Genomic DNA, 20256 nt, shown 5'->3' with positions numbered 1-20256 from the left:
ATCGGGACGTAGCTCAGTTTGGTAGAGCGCTGCGTTTGGGACGCAGAAGTCGCAGGTTCAAATCCTGTCGTCCCGAGATCTCCACTTGCGGTGCCGTGGTATCCTAGGCAAGGTGCCGAAACGTCACTTCGAGCGCCCGTGGTCTAACCGGATAAGGCACGAGTCTTCTAAACTCGAAGATGGGGGTTCAAGTCCCTCCGGGCGCGAATTCTCGGCCCTCGCGGAACGCGAAAAGTATCCCTCGTCAGCCAAGACGCGATGGTGATTGTAGCTCAGTTGGTTAGAGCGCCTGACTGTGACTCAGGAGGTCGCCGGTTCGAGACCGGTCAGTCACCCCACTTATACGAGCCCGCCGCACGAGTGCGCCGGGCTCGTGCCTTTCTACCGGGGAGAGCCTGCGACGAGCGCGAAGATCGCGTCCGGATGAAGCGCGAGCCGACCTCTCAACCAATATGGCACGATTCGCTCGGCATCATCGTTACCGTTTTGTCGGCAATGATGCTGGCCTTTGTCTTGCTCCAGGTTTCCCGTCTCGATCGTCAGGCCGGGAGCGATCGAGCCACAATCGCACGCGAACGTCTCGCGGTAGCGGGCGGCTCCTCGATCGTGGAAGCCATGCGGCACGTCATCGTTCTGCAACCGCAGCGGGTCTTTGCCGGCGGGGCGCGCTCGACCGCGGATGCCTCCTCGCGCGTCGATCGCGAGCTCGAGCACATCGGCGACGATATACGTACCGGCCCGCTCTCCGTTCTCGGACTCGGCAGCCAGTGGAGCAAGGTGCGTAGGGAATGGTCGAGCGCCCGCCGAGCACCTCCCGGTGTTCCCTCGATCGAGCCGCTGCACCAGGTCACGATTCAGTTGCAGAACGTCCTCTACGGGATGGAAGACGCATCGAACCTCACCTACGACACCAGTCAGTCGGCGCAAAATTTAGCCGACATCGCCTTTAACGAAAGCCCGCTGGCGTATCAGCAGGCGCGACGCATTCAATTGCTCGCGACCGTCGCGCGCCGGACCGGCGAGCAACCGCTCAAACAGCGGCTCGTCTTCGCGAATATAACCAGCAATATCGGGGGCTTAGCCGATCTAAGCAGCGATCACGTCGCCAGGATCGTCACGCGGCTTTCGCTCCTCGCTCCGGCCCAAGCATCGACTTATCGTCAGTTGCAAACCGATGCGGCCGAGTATGCTAAGACCGGCACGGCGCTGCACGAGTTTCTCCTGACGCGCGTGCTACTCTCGCCGGCGGCGTCGATCCCCATACGCTCGCTGGATGCGCACGTCGAAGCATCGACCGCCGCCGCCGTAGCGATCTCGAAGTCGGCATTTAGCGCATTGGATACCGATCTTCAGGTCCGCGATCGTATCGAGATAATACGCAACCGCTATTGGTATCTCGCATTTCTGCTCGGCGCCTTCACGCTGGTCGGCCTGATGCTTACGATCGCGCAGTTCGTGATTCGGCGCGACCGCACGCTGCTGCGGCAAGCGCAGACGGAGGCGGCGCGTTTAACCGCGGAGCTCGCGCGCAGCGAGGCCGAGGAAGCGCTGCGGCTCTCGGAGGCGCAGTTCAGGGCCGTCTTCGAGGGTGCTGCCGTCGGCATCGCGGTCGTCGACCGCGGCGGATCGCTCATCGACTCGAACGAGGTCTTTCAATCGATGTTCGGCGGGGATATCGCGGCCGCGCTGAGCGGCCACGAAGAAGATCTCGCCGATCTGCTAGCCGGCCGTCGCGATACTTTTGAATTCGAACAGCATCTCCGGCCTGTCGTGGGCGACGAAGTGTGGACCGATGTGACGGTCTCCATCGTCACCACCGACGACGCGCCGGTGATGGCCGTGTGCATGTTTCGCGACAAGACCGCGCTCAAGCACAGCGAACGCCGCATGCAGCACGACAAGACCCACGATACGCTCACCGGGCTGCCGAACCGGGCCCTCTTCGAGGAGCACCTGCGCCATCGCTTCGACGAAGCCAACGCCCTCTTGGATTCGTTCTTCGCCGTCCTCTTCATCGATATCGAGCACTTCAAAGATGTCAACGAGAGTTTGGGGCACGCCGCCGGCGACGCGGTGCTCTCTCAGATCGCGCAGCGCGTGCGTACGTCGATCGACGCTCGGGACGTCGTCGCTCGGCTCGGAAGCGATGAATTCGCCGTGCTGATTCAATCGCTCGGCGATATCCTCCACGTCGAGTCCGTCGCGCGCCGCATTCTGAATAACCTCTCGAAATCGATCTCCGTTGGAAACCGAACGATCTATTTGGGCGCAAGCATCGGAATCGCGATCGGTTCGGCGAGTTACGAACGCGCCGAGGATGTCATGCGCGACGCGGAGACGGCGATGCAGCACGCAAAGATCGGCGGTGGAGCGCGCTACGCGGTCTTTGATTCGAAGATGCAAGACCGGGCTCAGAAGCGGCTCGCGCTCACGAGCGATATCCGGCTGGCGCTAGAACGCAACGAGTTCCGCCTGCTCTACCAACCGATCGTCACCCTGGCGGACGGCGCGTTGGTCGGCTGCGAAGCGCTGTTGCGATGGGATCACCCGGTCGAAGGCGTCTTGAACCCGATGGAGTTCATGCCGTTGGCAGAGCAGAGCGGGCTCGCTACCCCGATCGGACGCTTCGTTCTCCAGACCGCCGCGGAACAGTTCGGCGCGTGGCGACGCAATCGCAACGGCGCGATGAACTTCACCATGCACGTCAACGTCTCGGCCAGCGAATTGCTCGATCCCGACTTCGAACGCATCCTGGTGCAATGCATCGAGCATCACGGGCTCTCGCCTTCGGATCTCATGGTGGAGATTACCGAGAGCGTCGTCCTGGACACCGGCACGCGCGCCAACGTGACGCTGGAGCGCGTGCGCGATCGTGGCTTCAGCATCTGTATCGACGACTTCGGTACCGGCTACTCCTCACTGCGGTATTTGCAGCAATTCAAAGTCGATGCCATCAAAATCGATCGGGGTTTCGTCGCGGGAGCGGACGGAGAGTTGGCCAGCGAACCGATCGTTCGCACGCTGATGACCTTGGCCGAGGCCTTCGACGTTCGCGTTGTAGCAGAAGGGGTTGAAACCACTCGGCAGCGAGACATCCTGCGAAACGCAGGCTGCCGTTTCGCCCAAGGCTACCTCTTCGCGCGCCCCCTCTCCGCCGCGGATTTGGTCGCCCTCTATCCGGAGGTGCTTGGAAAAATCGCGCGCCCGGCCTCCGCATAGAAGCGGCCCGGCTTCGAGCAGGACGCAGGTCCCACGATTGCGTAACCACCCTCTGCCTGAAAACCGGCTTGCAAATCGGGGCACGGGTCGCTACACTATGGCAGTTGCCGAGCGCCTTTAGCTCAGTCGGTAGAGCAGCGGACTTTTAATCCGTTGGTCCCGGGTTCGAGTCCCGGAGGGCGCAGAGTCTCGCACCGCTAGCTCAATGGTAGAGCAGTTGACTCTTAATCAATTGGTTGAAGGTTCGAGTCCTTCGCGGTGCACGTCATAAAAAGAGCCTGTAACGATGCGAAAGCCTCGAGCGTTACAGGCTCTTTCTTTTGCTGAGCCGGCACCGGCTCGGCGGCGAAATGACTGACGGTTCCGAGACTCGCCCTTGAAAGGCGCCAAGACGCCGCCGGGCCCAATCGATCGATGACGCCCTTGGGCGCGACCGGTTTCCGGCAGCCGCTGGAAATCTGCTCGCAGATGAAGTACATTAAAATTCGGCGGCTGCCGGTTCCTTACGGTGAAGCCTGTACGTCACGGCTCCCGGGGCATCAAGCGCGCAGTCGTTCCGAGGTCAGTTCGACAGGAAGAAACGACGTGGTATAACGCCATAAACCCCGACGTAAGAGCGCTGGGATATCCTCATCGCCGGCGGCTCCCGCGATCTTTGGGGTCACCCGGAGGCTCGTCATGAACAGTTGCCGTGTTCTAGCCGTTCTCTGTCTCGCGGGTGCCGCGATCGGTTTTCCGCGGCCCGTGCGCGCGCAACTATTTCATCTTCCGATACCGGGATTAACTGTGCCGGGCATCGCTACCGAGGCCGCCGCAAAACAGCTCGCCCCTTACTTCGAAGCGAATCAACCGGTTATTCGCGACTGGTCGGGCCTCTATCCGACGGTCCCGGTGCTCCCGGGTGAGGTTTTTCGGCCGACTCGCACCCGAAGCGCGCAACTCGTTTTCGAACGCGCGGTGATTTCGCAACTGCGCACGTCGCAGAACGGCATCGTGACGCTCGCGCGCGGGGACTACGTCCTACCGGTGCGAGTTTTCTGCACCGACATTCATCGCCACGCCAATGCTCCGTTCATGTATCTTTTGGGGCCGTTGCGCGGAACGCGCGCCGACCTTCTGACGCGCATGTACGCGCACGCGGGTTCGGTCGACCCCCCGTTCGGTAATCTGCAGAGGCTTTCGTGGGATTTACAAGACGGACTCAGCTACGATCAACTCGACCCAAACGCGCGATCGTTGTTCGCGCGACTCCTTCCCGGCGAGCAGCCGGCGATTGCGCAGAGCTTCCTGGATGCCTTACAAGATCGCTGGAGGGCGATAGCATCGATCGTTCCCGGCGTGCCCGGTTTTGACCAATCGATCGGGCAGATGGGCGCGGTTGGAAATTCGATAAACGACATACGCAGCGCGCAAAGCACGTTGCAAAGCGATGCGAACGATTTCGATGCCCTGCGCAGTTCGTTCGTGCTGGGCCCAACTTCGGCTGCGACCGACGGCGACGTCTCCTCGACACCATGGAGCGTTCCGTGGAACGGCACCTACATTCGGCTGCTCACCGAAGGGGCTTTCGGAAGTCTCGGGTTACTCGAGATTCGCGTAAGTTCGGAGCGCAATCGCGTCCCGGTTACGGACAACATCGGCTACCCCCCGCGCTGCCTGGAATGCCAACCCTTGACGATGCGTCCGAAATATAAGGGCGCGCCGGAACCGCCTCTGCACGTAACGGTGAGCAGCGACGCACCCGCTCGCAGCGTTAGCCCAGGCACCGGCCGAATCGCCTTCTACGGCGACATCGGAAATATCATCAACAACCAGAACCCGCTGCTCATCCGCCCTTCAACGCTCCTTTTGGCCGAGGATGGTTCCGTCGCCCTCATTCACCTACGGTGGAGCGGCTGGGGCACGAGCGTGGCCCGAGCCACCGGTGTCTGGAGCGCAAGTAATTGCACGCCGAGCTGCGCAAACGGCAAGCGGACGACAAGCCCGGCTCGATTGACGCTATCGAGCCCGGGGCTCGGGGGCGGCCACCGGGTGTACCGCTGCTTCCAGATCTATCCCCCGCACCCTCAGCGTGATATTGACGATCACGGCTGCATCCAACGGCAGGGAACGTATGCTGTTTACGCGCCGCTATCCGGGCCCTGAACGATGGATTCAGGCTTCCGGCCGCTCGGCGGTGCACCCGGGATTTTGCGTTGCAACCACGTCCCGGACAATGTCCTAACCCGACGGAAGAAGGGGGCCGCCATCGAGCCCGGCAAGCAACCACGGCCTTACACCCGGACGGCAACGTTCTTGGTGCGGGGCCTTTTGCTATTTCCTGGAGACACAGCACAACATGAAGTTTTCCACAAAGGCCCTGGCGGCATCGCTGCTTTTGTTAGCCGCGACGGTCGCCGCGCCCGCACTCGCTAGCGGTAGGTACGGAGCCATCGCATCCGAGCGCGGCAACGACGACGTCGTGTACCACGCCTATAATTTCTCGAGCAAAGCCGTGGCGACGCGCATGGCGCTCAAAGCCTGCAATGCCCATAGCGACGGCGCCAACGACTGCGCCGTCCGCGTATGGTTCCACAAAAAGCGCTGCGCGGCGTTCGTTACGACGAGCAGTCACACCAATTACGGTTTCGGAAACACGCAAGAAGCAGCCGTCCGGGACGCCAGGCTCGACCTGCCGGGCGGCAAAGTTGTCGACGCGATCTGCAACTCAGAATCCGGCAAGTAACCCTTCGTACAAGGCCGCGCTTCAAGGCCCCGGCGCACGACGACGCGCTGGGCCTTTTTTTTGCCTGGAAATCCAAGCCGAAACTCAGGCTTGCCTCGCAGTGAAACCGCACGCAAGAGCTAGCGTACATCCTGCGAAGTACCACGGAGTCGGGGAGGTGGAATGACCGGTAAACGAAGCGTCTTCTGGTTAGCTGCACTCGCATTCATCGTGCCGGTAGCGGCAGGCGCGCAGGCCCCAAGTCCGTACGATATTTTTGCGCGGGCTCGCGCGTTTTGGAGCGCCCAAATCTATCCGTCTTATCTTGCCTACAACGTTGTCGTCCGAGTCGACGAAGGGGCCTCGCCCAAGACCGAGCGCTATGCGTCGGAGTATGACGCCACCGACAATGCGGTCTGGGTCGATTCCGTCAGCGATTACGAAATCGCGCATCCGGTCAAGGTCAAGGGTTTCAACTTCGGGATCCTGGGGTTGGTAGCCAGCAAGCCGCTTCCGCCGGTCGACTTTTTGGGCGTCCCGATGCTCGCGCCGACGTTTTCGTTCGGCATGGCACCCTTCGTTCCGGCCGCGGCGGCGGCGGGCCGCGATAGCGCGCAGGTCGTCGCTGCGGTGCGCGCGCAGTTCCACGACCCCAATCCCCGTACGCAATCGGCCTCTGCGCAAACCCTGCCGCCGGGGCTGCACCAGATCGGGTCGGTAACGGCGTTCAAACGCGATTACCGGGTCGCGCTCCTGGGGATCGAAAGCATCGGCGGACGCCCGTGCTATCACCTCGCACTCTCACCCCTGCACGACGCGAAGAGCTATCGTTTGCGCGAACTCTGGGTCGACGAACGAACCTATGCCACGGCGCAACTTCGGGAGGCGCTGAATTTCGTGAACGGTCCCGGGACGGGCGTGCCTTGGACGGTGCGGTTCACGCAGGTCGGCGGCGCGCAGTACATCGCGAGCGAAAGCGCGGATGCGCCGATGTCGTACCGCGGCCTGCTCTATCGGCACGCCAGCGTCGCATTCGAAGACCTTCACCGGCAATCGCTCCCGCCTCCGGTGATGTTGGTGCCACCTACGTCGGACCTCGTTATGAACGAGCCTCCAACACCGTAAAATAGTCGATCCTCACGGGAGGAAAAGCATCGGGCGCGTTCTATTTATGGTGGTCGCCACGGGCAAGTGGCGGAACTGGCAGACGCGCTGGATTTAGGTTCCAGTGGGGCAACCCGTCAGAGTTCGAGTCTCTGCTTGCCCACCAATCGCTTGCCAGCGGCTGGTACACTATGTGGCGTCATGCGGAAGTAGCTCAGTGGTAGAGCATCGCCTTGCCAAGGCGAGGGTCGCGAGTTCGAATCTCGTCTTCCGCTCCAATGTTTGTCGAGCAGGGGCGCAGGCGCAAACGCGCTCTGGCGCCCCTCTCGTTGTTTCGATGAGCCCCGACGGGCCACCGGAAATGGGAGATACCCGTGACCTCGTCAACCCTTACGCGCCTCGCCGCAACTCAGGTCGAGCTGGAGATTCCGATCACGTCGGAGGAACTCGAGGCCGCCCAAGAGCGCGCATTTCGTAAGCTTGCCAAAAACGTTCGCCTGCCGGGATTCCGCCAAGGCAAGGTACCGCGCAAGGTGTTCGAGCAGACCTACGGTGCGCAGAGTATCGTGAGCCAGGCCATGGATGACGTCGTACCCGAGGTCTACGCGAAGGCCGTGCGCGAACACGATCTCGAGCCGATCGATCGCCCGCGCATGGAGCTGATTTCGGACGACGACGGTAACCCGACCGGCCTCAAAGCGGTCGTGGACGTTCGTCCCGCGATCGATTTAGGCACCTATAAGGGCGTCGAGGTCGAGCAGGCTACGCCGCCTGTCACCGATGAGGACGTGGAACGCAGCCTCCTCACCCTGGCGAAAGACCGCGCCACGCTGGTGCCGGTCGAGCGCCCAGCGAAGCTCGGCGACGTCGTAACCATGGACTACGAGGGCAAGATCGACGGGGTCGCCTTCGAAGGCGGGACCGCCCAGGGGCAAACGACGGAGCTCGACGAGGAGCGCTTCATTCCCGGCTTCGCAACCGGCATCGCCGGCATGAGCGCCGGCGAGACCAAAGACGTCGAAGCAACCTTCCCCGAGCAGTACGGGCAGCCGGACTTGGCAGGGAAGCAAGCAGTATTCACGATCGTCCTTCACGACGTGAAAGAGCTGGAGCTGCCGCCGCTCGACGACGAGTTCGCCAAGTCGATCTCCGAGAATCAGACGCTTGATGCCCTGCGCGACGACGTCCGCAAGCGCCTCGAGGCCATCTCCGCCTCTCGCACGCGCCGGGCGATCGGGAATGCCCTGATGGAAAAACTGCTCGAGACGCAAAGTTACGAGCTTCCGGAGATTCTGGTCGAACGCGAGATCGATCAGATGATCAACGATGCTTCCGGGTCGGCCGCCCGCTCGGGCGTCACCTTCGAAGAGTACCTCACGCAAAGCGGCAAAACCGAAGACGCGTTGCGCGAAGAGTACCGCCCCGACGCGCAAGCGCGCGTCAAGGGCACCCTCTTCATCGAAGCCGTGGCGAAGGCCGAGAATATCGCGGCGACGCCCGCCGACATCGCGCTGGAACTGGAGTCGCTGGCGCGCCAGTACGGCCAGCCCGTCGAAAAGATCCGGGCGGCCCTCGGCAACAACGTTCTTTCCTTAATGGACGGCATCGTGAGAAACAAGACGCTTGAGTTCCTGATCGACCACGCCAAGGTCGTCGAGCCGGCATAAGGCAACTTTCGGCTCGCCGTCGTAGTTAGGGCGAGTATACTGATTCTGGGGAAGAGGAAACATGGGTCATTTGGTTCCGATGGTGGTCGAGCAGTCCGCGCGCGGCGAGCGTGCGTACGACATTTATTCGCGATTGCTCAAAGACCGGATCATCTTCGTCGGCGGGGCAATCGACGATCAGCTCGCGAATTTGGTTATCGCGCAGTTGCTCTTCCTCGAGAAAGAAGACCCGGATAAAGACATCGATATGTACGTCAATAGTCCCGGCGGCAGCGTGACCGCGGGCCTGGCGATTTTCGATGCGATGCGGTTCATCAAGCCCGACGTGGCGACGATCTGCATGGGCATGGCCGCGTCCATGGGGTCGATCCTGCTCACCGGCGGGGCACCCGGCAAGCGGTTCTCTCTGCCGCATAGCAAAATCCTGATCCATCAGCCGTGGGTCTCGCAGATCGGTGGCCAAGCGACCGACGTGGAGATCGCGGCGCGCGATCTCATCGCAACGCGCCAGATCATCGCGAAAATCTATGAAAAATCGACCGGTAAGGGGCTCGAGCAGATCCTCCACGACATCGATCGCGATTACTATATGACCGCCGCCGAGGCCCTTGAGTACGGGATTATCGATACGATTATCGAAGAGCGTACCACCTCGTCGTCGACGCCGGCTTAAGCCGAGAAGGACGCCCGCCAACCGATGTTTCGTTTCGGAGACGAGAAGGGCCAGCTCAAGTGCAGCTTCTGCGGCAAATCTCAGGAGCAGGTACGCAAACTGATCGCCGGCCCGGGCGTCTACATTTGCGATGAATGTATCGAGCTCTGCAACGAGATCATCGAAGAAGAGCTCTATAAAAACGTCGACGAGAATCTCCGTCTTCGCAACATTCCTAAGCCTAAAGAAATCAATCACATTCTCAACCAGTATGTGATCGGGCAGGATCGCGCCAAGAAATCTCTGGCTGTAGCGGTATACAACCACTACAAGCGCATCAACGCGGGTACGACCGCCGACGACGTCGAGTTGCAGAAATCGAACATCCTGCTGGTCGGGCCGACCGGTTCGGGCAAAACGTATTTGGCGCAGACGCTTGCGAAGATTCTCGACGTTCCGCTCGCGATGGCGGACGCAACGTCGTTAACCGAGGCCGGTTACGTCGGCGAAGACGTCGAGAACATTTTGCTCAAGCTCATCCAAGCCGCCGATTACGACGTGAAGCGGGCCGAAAAAGGCATCGTCTACATCGACGAGATCGACAAGATCGCGCGCAAGAGCGAGAACCCCTCGATCACGCGCGATGTCTCCGGCGAAGGCGTGCAACAAGCGCTCCTAAAGATTCTCGAGGGAACGACGGCCAACGTTCCGCCACAGGGCGGGCGCAAGCACCCGCATCAAGAGTTCATTCAGATCGATACGACCAACGTGTTGTTCATCTGCGGCGGAGCGTTCGACGGGCTCGAGCGGATCATCGAGTCGCGCGTTTCGGCCAACAACATGGGCTTCCGCGCGACCCCCGAAGGGAAGAAGGACGCGCACACGGGCAAAATGTTGCAGCACCTCATGCCGGAGGATCTGCTGAAGTTCGGATTGATCCCGGAGTTCATCGGGCGCCTTCCGATCGTGGTGACGCTCGACGCGCTCGATGAGCTGGCGCTGCGCCGCATCTTGACGGAGCCTCGCAACGCGCTGGTTCGCCAGTTCCAAAAAATCCTCAACATGGACGGCGTCGATCTGCAATTCACCAAGGACGCTTTGGTAGCGATCGCCACCAAGGCCCAAACGCGCAAGACCGGTGCGCGAGGATTGCGCTCGATTCTCGAAGAGACGATGCTGGAAGTCATGTACGACCTGCCGTCGCTGCAAGGCGTCAAAAAATGCATCGTCAATAAAGACGTCATCGATAAAAAAGAAGCGCCGACGCTCATCTATCAAGAGCAAAAGAAAGAGCCCGCTTAGCGTTTAACGGAACCCGCGCCCGGGTAACCGGCCCTACATGGAAACCGAGCAGTCGTGCAGTTGCGGGACCGGCGCAAGCGACGCCACCTGCACCCCGTTCGCCGTGATTCCGGCGTGGTGGGGTGGATTTCTCTTCCACGTTCTCAACCCGCGTCAGACCTGCATCTACACGTATCTTACGATGCTCGCCGATCGCGACGGCCGTTGCCATCCGACCATCGACAACATTCGAGAAGATCTCGGCCTTTACAGCTCGTCGATGGTCTTTGAGGCCCTTACCGTTCTCGAGGATCTGGGATTTATCGTGCGGGAGCGCCGCGCGTTTCCGGGCGTGCGCGCTAAACGCAACGTATACCGTAAGCCGTCGTGCGAGGCAACCGTCCTGCGCCTGCTCGAACGGGGGCGGCTCGACGGCTATCTCCAGCCCGTAGGGCCGAGTGCTTCGCCGGCTTCTGCGCAGGCGAAAGAGCTCGTCGTCGAGGGATTACGCCGGCTGCTGGGCGAGGCATACGAGCGCTACGAACGCGCGACACCCTCTGCCAAGCGCGACGTACTGCTCGAAATTCTCGAGCAACTCGTATCGCCGCCACCCGCTCTTACGCTCTCGGTCTCCGTCTAGCCGAGGGGCAATCCGTAATGGTGCGGAAATGGAAGCGCTTCCATGACCGCACCAACAGACTCCATCATCGGGCTACCAAAGGCCTACGACCCCACGAGCGTCGAGCAGCGCCTCTACGCCCACTGGGAACGCAGCGGCGTTTTTCACGAAGAGCCCGACCCCGCGCGCCCGCCGTTCATCATCTGCATGCCGCCGCCCAACGTCACCGGGCGAGCGCACCTGGGCCACGGATCGACGTATACGCCGATGGACGTCCTGGTACGGTATCACCGCATGCTCGGCGAGAACGCCGATTGGTTGCCCGGCTTGGACCACGCGGCAATCGCAACCGAGTCGGTCCTCATTCGCGAACTGGCCAAGACGGGCGAGTCGCGCGAGTCGCTCGGGCGCGAAGCCTATCTCGAGCGCGCCTGGGCGTGGGCGCGCGAATATGGCGGGACCATCGACGGTCAATTTCGAGCGCTCGGCTTCGGCCCCGACTGGGCTCGCTCGCGTTTTACGATGGACGACGGCCTCTCGGCCGCCGTTCGCAAGGTCTTCGTTCAGCTCTACCGCGAGGGCTTGATCTACCGCGGAAAACGGCTGATCAATTGGGATCCAAAGGGAAAGACGACGGTCTCCGACGCGGAGGTGGAACACGTCGAACGCGACGCGCATCTCTGGCGGATCCGGTATCCGCTCGCCGGGGAATCCGACGCATTCATCGAGATTGCCACGACGCGGCCCGAAACGATGCTTGGCGACGTTGCGATCGCGGTCCATCCGGACGACGAGCGCTATGCCGCGCTCGTTGGGAAAAGCGTGCTGGTTCCGCCGCTGTTGGAACGCGCCATTCCGATCGTCGCCGATGCGGCGGTCGAACGCGATTTTGGAACGGGTGCGGTGAAAGTGACGCCGGCCCACGATGCGACCGACTACGAAATCGGCTTGCGCCACGATCTGCCGATGCCGACGGTGATCGATTTCGATGCAAAAATCACCGGAGCGCAGATTTCGGTCGGCCCGTACCAAGGGCTGGATCGTTACGAAGCGCGCAAGCGCATCGTCGAAGATCTGCGCACGGGCGGCTTGCTGGTTGCGGAAGAAGCCTATCGGCATGCCGTATCGGTGAGCGAACGATCGGGCGACGTGATCGAGCCGCTGCTCTCGTTGCAATGGTTCGTCCGTATGGCGCCGCTCGCGAAGCCCGCGCTCGACGCGTATCGCGACGGACGGCTGCGTTTTATCCCCGAACGCTACGGCCGGACGTACGAGCAGTGGCTCGAAAACATCCGCGACTGGAACGTGTCGCGCCAAGTCTGGTGGGGGCATCAACTGCCGGTCTGGTACACGGCGTCCGGCGATATCGTCGTGGCCGAAACGGAAGAAGAAGCGCTGGAGATCGCGCAACGAGATTACGGCACCCGTTCGCTGCAGCGCGATCCCGACACATTGGATACGTGGTTCAGTAGCGGGCTTTGGCCGTTTTCGATTCTCGGTTGGCCCGAGCAGACGCGCGAACTCGAATGTTGGTATCCGTCGTCGGTCCTGATAACCGGCTGGGAGATCATCTTCCTATGGGTCTCGCGCATGGTCATGCTCGGTCTGCATCTGTTTAACGAGGTTCCCTTTCCGGAAGTCTTCGTCGCACCGCTCGTTTTCGACGCTCAGGGCCGCAAGATGTCCAAATCGCTCGGCAACGCGATCGATCCGATGGACTTGGTCAAAACGTACGGCGCCGATGCGTTTCGCATGGGCATGCTGCGCCAGATGCGTATCGAAGGCCAGGAGATTCGCTTCAACGAGTCGCGCTGCGAAGAAGCGCGCAACTTCAACAACAAGGTATGGAATGCCGCGCGCTACACGCTCGCCCTTCCGGAGGGTCTGCCGAGCGCGCGGGTCCTGCCCAAGCCGAGCGAACTCTCGCTCCCGGATGCGTGGATTCTCACGCGGTTGCGCGATACGATCGTGCAAACCACCGAGCAGCTCGACCGGTACGACTTCGGCAACGCCGCCGAAACCGTTTGGCGGTTCGTGTGGTACGAATGCTGCGATTGGTATCTCGAAGCCACCAAGGCCGCGACTGCGACGCGTGCGGCGGTGCTCTCGTGCGTGCTCAATAACGCCATGCGCCTACTCCACCCGTTCGAACCCTTTATCACCGAAGAGATATGGCTCGCGCTGCCGCACGACGGCAGCACGATCGTCACGTCGTCGTGGCCCGACCCCGACGAGATTCCGGTCGACCGGGAAGCCGCCGCGCGCTTCGAAGCGACGCAGCGCGCGGTCGAGCGCATCCGTAACTTGCGTTCGGAAATGACGCTCGCGCCGAAGCACGTGTTACCGCTCGAGGTGCCCGCCAACGTTCCCGATGACGTAGCGGCCATGTTGGCGCTGCTCGCACACGGTACGATCGAGCGCGTCCCCGCGGCCGGCGAAACGCTCGACGAGGCTCTGGCGGCGGTCAACGGTCGCGCTCCCGCCGGGCTCCTGCGCGATCGCGCGATCAAGGAGCGCGCGCGGCTGCTCGCCGAGGTGGAGCGTTCGGAGAAGAAGCTCTCGAACCAGGCATTCGCCGCCAAGGCGGCGCCGGAGGTCGTTGCGAAAGAACGCGAAAAGCTCGATGGGTACCGCAGCGAACTGCATCGCGTCCAGGCGGCGCTCGTGGCAATGGGAGAGGCCGAATGAACACCGCGCACAAGAGCCGCACGCTGCTGAGCGCTCAGGAAATCGAACGCGTTATCGCTCGCCTGGCGCATCAGATTCTGGAGCCCGAAGACGCACAGGGAAAGCTGGTGCTCTTGGGCGTGCGTCGTGGCGGCGAAGCTCTAGCCCAGCGCTTGGCCGCGGAGATCGCCCGTATCAGCGGGCGGGCGCCGGAACTCGGCTTCCTCAACATCAACCTGTACCGCGACGATCGGGTGACGCATCAGATGCCCGAATCGCAGATCCCCGTCGACGTAGGCGGCCGGACCGTGATTATCGTCGACGACGTGCTCTATACGGGTCGGACCATTCGTTCGGCGCTCGACGCGGTTACCGATCTTGGGCGGCCCGAGGCGATTCGGCTCTGCGTGCTGATCGATCGCGGCCTGCGCGAGCTTCCCGTCCAGGGCGATTACGTCGGACGCGTCATTCCCACCAGCCGGCGCGAGCGGGTCGAAGTCTCGCTCGCAGCGCAGCCATCATCAAGCGACGAGGTAGCTATCCTTGCGGATGCGTCGTAGCCTCATCGATCTGGACGATCTGAGCGCGCAAGAGATCGAGTACCTCTTCACCCGCACGACGGCATTCGAGCGCGAGGCTCCGCCCAAGCTGCTCGACGGCATCGCGTGCGTCAATATGTTCTTCGAGCAAAGCACCCGCACGTACACGTCGTTCAATCTGGCCGAACTTCGGCTGGGCGCGCAGGTGGTCAATCTCGCGCCTAAAGACCTCAGTCTCGCGACCAAAGGCGAAACCGTCGAGGACACGGTCATTACCCTTGCCGCCATGGGGGTCCAGGTTTTGGTGGTGCGTCACCCCGAGGCGGGTTTTCCCAAACGCTTGGCGATGGCGTTCGACGGACACGTCGTCAATGCGGGCGACGGCGCGCACGCGCACCCGACGCAGGCGCTCCTGGACATCTTCACGTTACGCGAGGAATTCAACGAGCTGCGCGGTCTCACGATCGCGATCGTCGGCGACGTCCTGCATAGCCGCGTCGCCCACTCAACCATGCTCGGACTCATCGGGCTGGGAGCCGACGTCGTTCTGGTGGGCCCGGAGTGCTTTCTTCCGTTCGACCACGCGATACCCGGGGCGCGGATCGAACGCGACCTCGATGCCGTTCTGGAACACGCGCATGCGTTGATCTTGCTGCGCATTCAGCGGGAACGTTTCGAAGCGATGCCGCTGACGGATGAGGAGTACATCGCGTCCTACAGGCTCGACCGCGCGCGGCTCAATCGCCTGCGTCCGCAGACCATCGTGATGCATCCGGGCCCCTATAACCGCGGAATGGAACTCGACGACAGCGTGCTCGAGTTCGCGGGCTGGCGCTACGCTCGTCAGGTGATGCACGGCGTTTACGTTCGGATGGCGGTCTTGGATTTTCTCGTAAACGGTCAGGGGTAGGCTGCGTATGCTCGTTCGCGGTGGGCGCCTGGTCGATCCATCCGTTCCGTTCGACGGTCTTCGCGATCTTCGCATCGATGCCGGGATCGTCGTTGAAATCGGCGAGCATCTCCAACCGCGCGAGGGCGAAGCGACGTTCGACGCGAGCGGCGCGATCGTCGCACCGGGCTGCATCGATATGCACGTGCATCTGCGCGAACCCGGCTTCCCGCACAAAGAGACGATCGAAAGCGGAACGACGGCGGCGATCCGCGGCGGATTCACCGCAATCGCGTGCATGCCGAATACCAACCCCGCGCTCGATACCGACCGGACCATCGAACAACTCATCGGCGAACTGCGCCGGCGCGCTCGCTCGCGCGTCTATCCCATCGCGGCAATCACGCTCGGCCGGCGAGGCGAAGAGCCGTGCGACTTCCCGAGCCTAGCTCGCGCCGGTGCGGTCGCTTTTTCGGACGACGGCAATACGGTCATGAACGCGCGCGTGCTACGCGATGCGGCCCACGCAGCCGCCGATATTCCGGGCGTATTCATATCGCATTGCGAAGACGAGCATCTCAAAGGCGATGCGGTGATGCATGAGGGGCACGTCTCGCGCGCCCTGGGCGTACGCGGAAGCCCGGCGCTCGCCGAGGACGTCATCGTCGCTCGCGATTTGGCCATCGGGATCGAGGCCGGCAAGCCGTGGCACATCGCTCACCTCTCGACGCACGGCTCCATCGAACACTTGCAGCACGCCAGAGCCCACGGTGGGCTCGCAACCTGCGAGGTGACGCCGCATCATCTCACGTTCACCGACGAGGCGGTGCGAGAGCGCGGAGCCGGAGCGAAGGTCAATCCCCCGCTGCGCGACGACGTGGACGCCCGCGCGCTGCGCGATGCCGTCAGGGACGGCGTAATCGACGCCTTCGCCACCGATCACGCTCCACATACCGACGCAGAAAAAAGCGGCGACCTAAGCCACGCATCCGTCGGTTTTACGGGGTTGGAGATTGCGCTTGGCGCCTATGCGCTCGCACTGCCGGACCTCTCGTTACTGCGATTCGTGGCGCTCCTCTCCACGAATCCGGCGCGCATCCTCGGCGTTCCCGGCGGATCGATACAGGTGGGCGATGCCGCCGACATCACGATTTTCGCCGATCGCTACTGGGTCGTCGATACGTCGACCTTCGCTTCGAAAGGCCGCTCGACGCCGTTTGCCGGCTGCACGCTTCCGCGGATGGTGCTCGCCACCATCGTCGCCGGAGAACTCGTGTACGATCGTCGCGCCCTTTAGCGCAACCTGCTAGTGACGTAGCAGCGGGGTCTGCACCAACCCGTTGATCACGAACTGCACCGCGAGAGCTGCGAGAATGATACCCAGCACGCGCGTGACGACGTGCGTGCCCGTGGTGCCGATCCGGTGCATGAAGCGCGCCGCGCCGCGCATGCAGAGCCACGTAATCGCCAGCGCGCTCGCGTAAGCGAGGAAGACCATCACCAAACGCACGGGCTCGGCGTGCGAAAGATTGACCAGCAGCATCACGGTCGCGATCGTTCCCGGCCCGGAGATCATCGGTATGGCGAGCGGAAAGACCGCCGGGTTCTCGCCGGCTTGCGCGGCGCGCTCCTCTTCGCCGGTGCTCCGAGCGCCGGTCGGGCGCGCGAACAACATATCGATCGCGATGAGAAACAAGAGGATCCCGCCGGCGATCGTAAACGCCGGGAGCGTGATGCCGAGATAACCCAGCACCGCGGGGCCCACGACCCCCATCGCCAACATCACCACCGCGGCGACCAGCACCGCCTGATCGACGATGCGCCCGCGACGGCTGGGCGCGATATTCGCCGTCGTCGTCAGGGTAAGCGGAATCATGCCGATCGGATCGATGATCGTCAGGGCAGTAGCGAACGCGGTCGCTGCGAAATGCCAGTCCATGGTTGGTCGCCGTTATTTCCAGGGGCGGACGGTCCCTTCGGCTAACCGTCGGTACTTTGAGATGGCAACCCCCGCAGCGCTCTTTCTTGCAGACGGCTCCCGCTTCGACGGGCAAGGACTCGGCTATCACGGCATCGCCCTGGGCGAAGCCGTTTTCTATACCGGCATGACCGGTTACGAAGAGGCGATGACCGATCCGTCGTACGCCGGCCAGATCCTCACCTTCACGTATCCCTTGATCGGGAACTACGGCATTTCGGGGAGCGCCGCGCAATACTCGCGCGCGTGCGTAGCCGGTGCGGTCATCAAGCAGATCTCCTACCATCCCTCGCACCACCTTTCCAAGCAAACGCTGCCGGAGTGGCTCGACGAGCAGCGGATCCCGACTCTGGTCGGCGCGGACACGCGCGCGATCACGATCGCACTGCGCGAGCACGGCACGATTTGGGCGGCCCTAGCGGTCGGCGAGCAGGCCTTGGAACGAGCCGAGCGCACGCTGACGGATTTCGTGCGCACGGCGACGACCGACGGCCTGGTCGCCGGCGTCGCAACGCCCACCCCGTACCTCGAAGGGGCTCCGGGCGGGCCGCGTATCACCCTTGTCGACTGCGGGGTGAAACGGGCCATCCTGCGCGATCTCACGGCGCTAGGCGCGCAGGTGACGGTGCAGCCCTACGATGCATCGCCCGAAATGCTTCTCGCGAACGATCCGGCAGCGATCTTTATTTCGCCCGGCCCCGGCGACCCGACCGATCTGCCGCAGACCATCGCTACGCTGCGCGCACTCGTCGGCCGCGTGCCGCTCTTCGGCGTCTGTCTGGGCCATCAATTGCTCGCGCTCGCGCTGGGCGCTGCAACGTTCAAGCTTCCGTACGGTCATCGTGGAGGAAACCAACCGGTCAAAGACCTGATCCGCAATGAAGTGCTCGTCACGGCGCACAATCACGGGTACGCCGTCGATGCGGCCACGCTAGGAGGCGATCTCGTGGCAACGATGACGAACCTCAACGACGGCACGAACGAAGGTTTTTGCCACCGCGCGCTCCCGATCGCCGCGGTGCAGTTTCACCCGGAGGCCTCGCCCGGACCCTCGGATGCGCGCCACCTGTTCGCGCAGTGGTTTGCGAGCGCGGGGATTCCCGTCGCAACGCTCACCCCGGCTCCATGACGCCTCGCTCGCGGGCGTGGATCGCGGCGGCGATTGCCGCGCTGGTCATCGCATGCGTGGGGCCGGCGGCCCGAGCCCAGTCGCTGCAACGACTGACGATCACCCAGTTCACACTGGCATCGGATACCGCAACGCCCACGCTTGAAGTGCCGTTCCATCTCCTGATCGTCGTCCGCGTCCGCGAACGGATCGCCGAACTCGATACGCTCGATCTGCCGGTCCTTACGTCGCTGGAGTTGTTGGGTGACGAACGCCATCTCTCGAGCGATGCATCCGGAACGCTCTACCGCGAAACCATTACCGTGGTCGCCCACCACACGGGATCGATCGCAATCGATCCCGCCACCCTGGACGCCATCGACGCGCGCGACGGCAAAGCGAAGCGCTACTTTTCAAACCGGCTCACGCTCACGGTTCGCGGCGGAGCGCTCGCACCGCTACGGAGCGGCGCCGCGGCGATCCTCGCCGGAGTCGTGTTCGTCCTGCGCGTAGCGGTGGTGCTGGCGGGCCTTCTCTGCGCCGCTGCGATCGTCGTGCTGCTATTTCGGCGCAGGAACGTGCCCGCACCGGTCGCAGCGCAGCCGGCCGTGCACCGATTGGAACCACCGCGCGATCCGCGCGACGACCTGCGCGACGCGCTCGTGGTGCTGCGCGCCGAACCGACGCGCGCCAACGCCCTGCTCGCGCGGACGCACGTGCGAGCCACCGTCGGCGCGACCGATGATGAAACCCTCGCGGACGTGCTCGCGCGAGCCGCCTGCGACGACCCCGCGATGGCGCTGGTTTTACGCAATCTCGAGCGCGCCGCATTCACGTACGATGCCGATCTGCAGGCGGCGATCGCCGCAGCCGTGGATTCTCTGGAGCACGCAATCACATGAACGACCCGAAGCCCTCCGACCTCGCACGCGCGCTCTCGCAGACCATCGTCGGGCAACACGATGCGGTCGAAGCGCTGTTGCTCGCGCTAATCGCGAACGGGCACGTGCTGCTCGAAGGCCCGCCCGGATTAGCCAAAACCCTCGCCTGCCGGAGCTTGGCGGCCGCTCTGGACGGCGCGTTCAAACGCATCCAATTTACGCCCGATCTGCTGCCCAGCGATATTATCGGAACGCGGATCTTCGACCAGCGCGACGCGACGTTCTCAACGGTTCTCGGGCCGATCTTCGCCAACGTCGTCCTCGCCGACGAAATCAATCGCGCTCCCGCCAAGGTGCAATCCGCGCTGTTGGAGGCGATGCAAGAACGCCAGGTTACGATCGGTCTGCAGACCCACGCACTTCCCGACCCGTTCATCGTCATGGCAACGATGAATCCGCTCGACGCCGAAGGAACGTATGCTTTGCCGGTGGCGCAGATGGACCGTTTTCTCGCCAAGATCGACGTCGGATATCCCTCGCGTAGCGAAGAACTCGCGATCTTGGATCGCTTCGCCGTTGCCGATACGCAGCCGCTCCACTCGGTCGCTACGCTGGCCGACGTCCAAGGGTGGCGCGCGCAATCCCATCGCGTGCATTTAGAAGAGCCGCTTAAACGGTACATCGTCGATATCGTTCTGGCGACGCGCGAAACCCAACACGATGCGATCGATTATGGCGCCAGCCCGCGCGCCACCCTCGCCATCGCCAACCTCGCTCGTGCCAAAGCCATGCTGGACGGTCGCGACTATGCGGTCCCCGATGACGTTCGCGCCGTCGCAAAGCTCGCATTACGCCATCGCATCGGATTCAATTATCGCTTGACGACGGCTAACATCAGCGCCGATCGCGTCATCGACGATCTGATCGCAGCGGTTCCGGTACCGTAAT

The 20256-nt window shown here is 62.7% G+C and carries 16 protein-coding genes and 7 tRNA genes; 22 read left to right on the top strand and 1 reads right to left on the bottom strand.

All coding sequences use genetic code 11. The features are described from left to right. Positions 1-2: 2 nt before the first annotated feature. The 19 genes from VMW12_06720 (at position 3) to VMW12_06630 (ending at position 16638) form a co-directional block, all read left to right on the top strand. Positions 3-76 (top strand) — tRNA-Pro (locus tag VMW12_06720). A gap of 56 nt (positions 77-132) precedes the next feature. Then, a tRNA-Arg gene (locus VMW12_06715) sits at positions 133-206 on the top strand. A gap of 55 nt (positions 207-261) precedes the next feature. After that, positions 262-338: transfer RNA gene (locus tag VMW12_06710), tRNA-His, on the top strand. An 85-nt stretch (positions 339-423) separates the two neighbouring features. Beyond that, positions 424-3219: a bifunctional diguanylate cyclase/phosphodiesterase gene (locus VMW12_06705; GenBank protein HUZ49417.1), complete on the top strand. Its 2796-nt coding sequence runs from the start codon at positions 424-426 to the stop codon at positions 3217-3219. Between the two features lie 111 nt (positions 3220-3330). Then, positions 3331-3403, top strand: a tRNA-Lys gene (locus tag VMW12_06700). Between the two features lie 7 nt (positions 3404-3410). Then, positions 3411-3482 (top strand) — tRNA-Lys (locus VMW12_06695). Between the two features lie 415 nt (positions 3483-3897). Next, the gene (locus VMW12_06690; GenBank protein HUZ49416.1) at positions 3898-5364 is read left to right on the top strand and encodes a hypothetical protein; all 1467 of its coding nucleotides are present in this window, start codon (positions 3898-3900) and stop codon (positions 5362-5364) included. Between the two features lie 193 nt (positions 5365-5557). Next, entirely contained in the window at positions 5558-5944 is a 387-nt protein-coding gene (locus VMW12_06685; protein HUZ49415.1) for a DUF4189 domain-containing protein, read from the top strand. Positions 5945-6106: 162 nt separating this feature from the next. Next, complete coding sequence (locus tag VMW12_06680; GenBank protein ID HUZ49414.1) at positions 6107-7048, top strand: hypothetical protein; 942 nt, start codon at positions 6107-6109, stop codon at positions 7046-7048. A gap of 60 nt (positions 7049-7108) precedes the next feature. Further along, a tRNA-Leu gene (locus tag VMW12_06675) sits at positions 7109-7193 on the top strand. 37 nt (positions 7194-7230) lie between these two features. After that, positions 7231-7305, top strand: a tRNA-Gly gene (locus VMW12_06670). A 96-nt stretch (positions 7306-7401) separates the two neighbouring features. Next, a complete protein-coding gene (gene tig / locus VMW12_06665) occupies positions 7402-8694 on the top strand; it encodes a trigger factor (protein ID HUZ49413.1) in 1293 nt (430 codons plus the stop codon). Positions 8695-8755: 61 nt separating this feature from the next. After that, the gene (locus VMW12_06660; GenBank protein HUZ49412.1) at positions 8756-9367 is read left to right on the top strand and encodes an ATP-dependent Clp protease proteolytic subunit; all 612 of its coding nucleotides are present in this window, start codon (positions 8756-8758) and stop codon (positions 9365-9367) included. A gap of 24 nt (positions 9368-9391) precedes the next feature. Then, entirely contained in the window at positions 9392-10648 is a 1257-nt protein-coding gene (clpX, locus tag VMW12_06655) for an ATP-dependent Clp protease ATP-binding subunit ClpX (GenBank protein HUZ49411.1), read from the top strand. Positions 10649-10685: 37 nt separating this feature from the next. After that, entirely contained in the window at positions 10686-11267 is a 582-nt protein-coding gene (locus tag VMW12_06650) for a hypothetical protein (protein HUZ49410.1), read from the top strand. A gap of 42 nt (positions 11268-11309) precedes the next feature. Further along, complete coding sequence (locus VMW12_06645; protein HUZ49409.1) at positions 11310-13934, top strand: valine--tRNA ligase; 2625 nt, start codon at positions 11310-11312, stop codon at positions 13932-13934. Then, positions 13931-14473, top strand: coding sequence for a bifunctional pyr operon transcriptional regulator/uracil phosphoribosyltransferase PyrR (pyrR, locus tag VMW12_06640; protein HUZ49408.1), 543 nt, complete (start codon positions 13931-13933; stop codon positions 14471-14473). Before VMW12_06645 ends, pyrR begins: the two co-directional genes overlap by 4 nt. Beyond that, the gene (locus tag VMW12_06635) at positions 14463-15362 is read left to right on the top strand and encodes an aspartate carbamoyltransferase catalytic subunit (protein HUZ49407.1); all 900 of its coding nucleotides are present in this window, start codon (positions 14463-14465) and stop codon (positions 15360-15362) included. Before pyrR ends, VMW12_06635 begins: the two co-directional genes overlap by 11 nt. Positions 15363-15369: 7 nt before the next feature. Then, on the top strand, positions 15370-16638 hold the full coding sequence (locus VMW12_06630) for a dihydroorotase (GenBank protein ID HUZ49406.1): 1269 nt from the start codon (positions 15370-15372) through the stop codon (positions 16636-16638). A gap of 9 nt (positions 16639-16647) precedes the next feature. On the opposite strand, the gene VMW12_06625 is transcribed toward VMW12_06630, so the two are convergent. Then, the gene (locus VMW12_06625; protein ID HUZ49405.1) at positions 16648-17280 is read right to left on the bottom strand and encodes a MarC family protein; all 633 of its coding nucleotides are present in this window, start codon (positions 17278-17280) and stop codon (positions 16648-16650) included. 61 nt (positions 17281-17341) lie between these two features. Between VMW12_06625 and carA the strand changes: the two genes are divergently transcribed. The 3 genes from carA to VMW12_06610 are packed head-to-tail and all read left to right on the top strand — an operon-like array spanning position 17342 to position 20255. Continuing rightward, positions 17342-18448 carry a glutamine-hydrolyzing carbamoyl-phosphate synthase small subunit gene (gene carA / locus VMW12_06620; GenBank protein ID HUZ49404.1) on the top strand — a complete coding sequence of 369 codons (1107 nt, stop codon included), beginning with the start codon at positions 17342-17344 and terminating at the stop codon, positions 18446-18448. Continuing rightward, on the top strand, positions 18445-19329 hold the full coding sequence (locus VMW12_06615) for a hypothetical protein (protein HUZ49403.1): 885 nt from the start codon (positions 18445-18447) through the stop codon (positions 19327-19329). The genes carA and VMW12_06615 overlap by 4 nt, the downstream gene beginning before the upstream one ends. Then, positions 19326-20255, top strand: coding sequence for a MoxR family ATPase (locus VMW12_06610; protein ID HUZ49402.1), 930 nt, complete (start codon positions 19326-19328; stop codon positions 20253-20255). Before VMW12_06615 ends, VMW12_06610 begins: the two co-directional genes overlap by 4 nt. Position 20256 lies beyond the last annotated feature (1 nt).

It is taken from the genome of Candidatus Dormiibacterota bacterium, assembly GCA_035532835.1.
In the GTDB taxonomy this organism is placed as follows: Bacteria; Vulcanimicrobiota; Vulcanimicrobiia; order Vulcanimicrobiales; family Vulcanimicrobiaceae; genus DAHUXY01.
The sequence above is the reverse complement of the archived record's forward strand: the minus strand, read 5'-3'. Positions and strand labels throughout refer to the sequence as shown.

Coding starts and splice junctions, on each gene's coding strand:
- VMW12_06705 (HUZ49417.1), top strand. CDS start 424: ATGAAGCGCGAGCCGACCTCTCAACCAATATGGCACGATTCGCTCGGC.
- VMW12_06690 (HUZ49416.1), top strand. CDS start 3,898: ATGAACAGTTGCCGTGTTCTAGCCGTTCTCTGTCTCGCGGGTGCCGCG.
- VMW12_06685 (HUZ49415.1), top strand. CDS start 5,558: ATGAAGTTTTCCACAAAGGCCCTGGCGGCATCGCTGCTTTTGTTAGCC.
- VMW12_06680 (HUZ49414.1), top strand. CDS start 6,107: ATGACCGGTAAACGAAGCGTCTTCTGGTTAGCTGCACTCGCATTCATC.
- VMW12_06660 (HUZ49412.1), top strand. CDS start 8,756: ATGGGTCATTTGGTTCCGATGGTGGTCGAGCAGTCCGCGCGCGGCGAG.
- clpX (HUZ49411.1), top strand. CDS start 9,392: ATGTTTCGTTTCGGAGACGAGAAGGGCCAGCTCAAGTGCAGCTTCTGC.
- VMW12_06650 (HUZ49410.1), top strand. CDS start 10,686: ATGGAAACCGAGCAGTCGTGCAGTTGCGGGACCGGCGCAAGCGACGCC.
- VMW12_06645 (HUZ49409.1), top strand. CDS start 11,310: ATGACCGCACCAACAGACTCCATCATCGGGCTACCAAAGGCCTACGAC.
- pyrR (HUZ49408.1), top strand. CDS start 13,931: ATGAACACCGCGCACAAGAGCCGCACGCTGCTGAGCGCTCAGGAAATC.
- VMW12_06635 (HUZ49407.1), top strand. CDS start 14,463: ATGCGTCGTAGCCTCATCGATCTGGACGATCTGAGCGCGCAAGAGATC.
- VMW12_06630 (HUZ49406.1), top strand. CDS start 15,370: ATGCTCGTTCGCGGTGGGCGCCTGGTCGATCCATCCGTTCCGTTCGAC.
- VMW12_06625 (HUZ49405.1), bottom strand. CDS start 17,280: ATGGACTGGCATTTCGCAGCGACCGCGTTCGCTACTGCCCTGACGATC.
- carA (HUZ49404.1), top strand. CDS start 17,342: ATGGCAACCCCCGCAGCGCTCTTTCTTGCAGACGGCTCCCGCTTCGAC.
- VMW12_06615 (HUZ49403.1), top strand. CDS start 18,445: ATGACGCCTCGCTCGCGGGCGTGGATCGCGGCGGCGATTGCCGCGCTG.
- VMW12_06610 (HUZ49402.1), top strand. CDS start 19,326: ATGAACGACCCGAAGCCCTCCGACCTCGCACGCGCGCTCTCGCAGACC.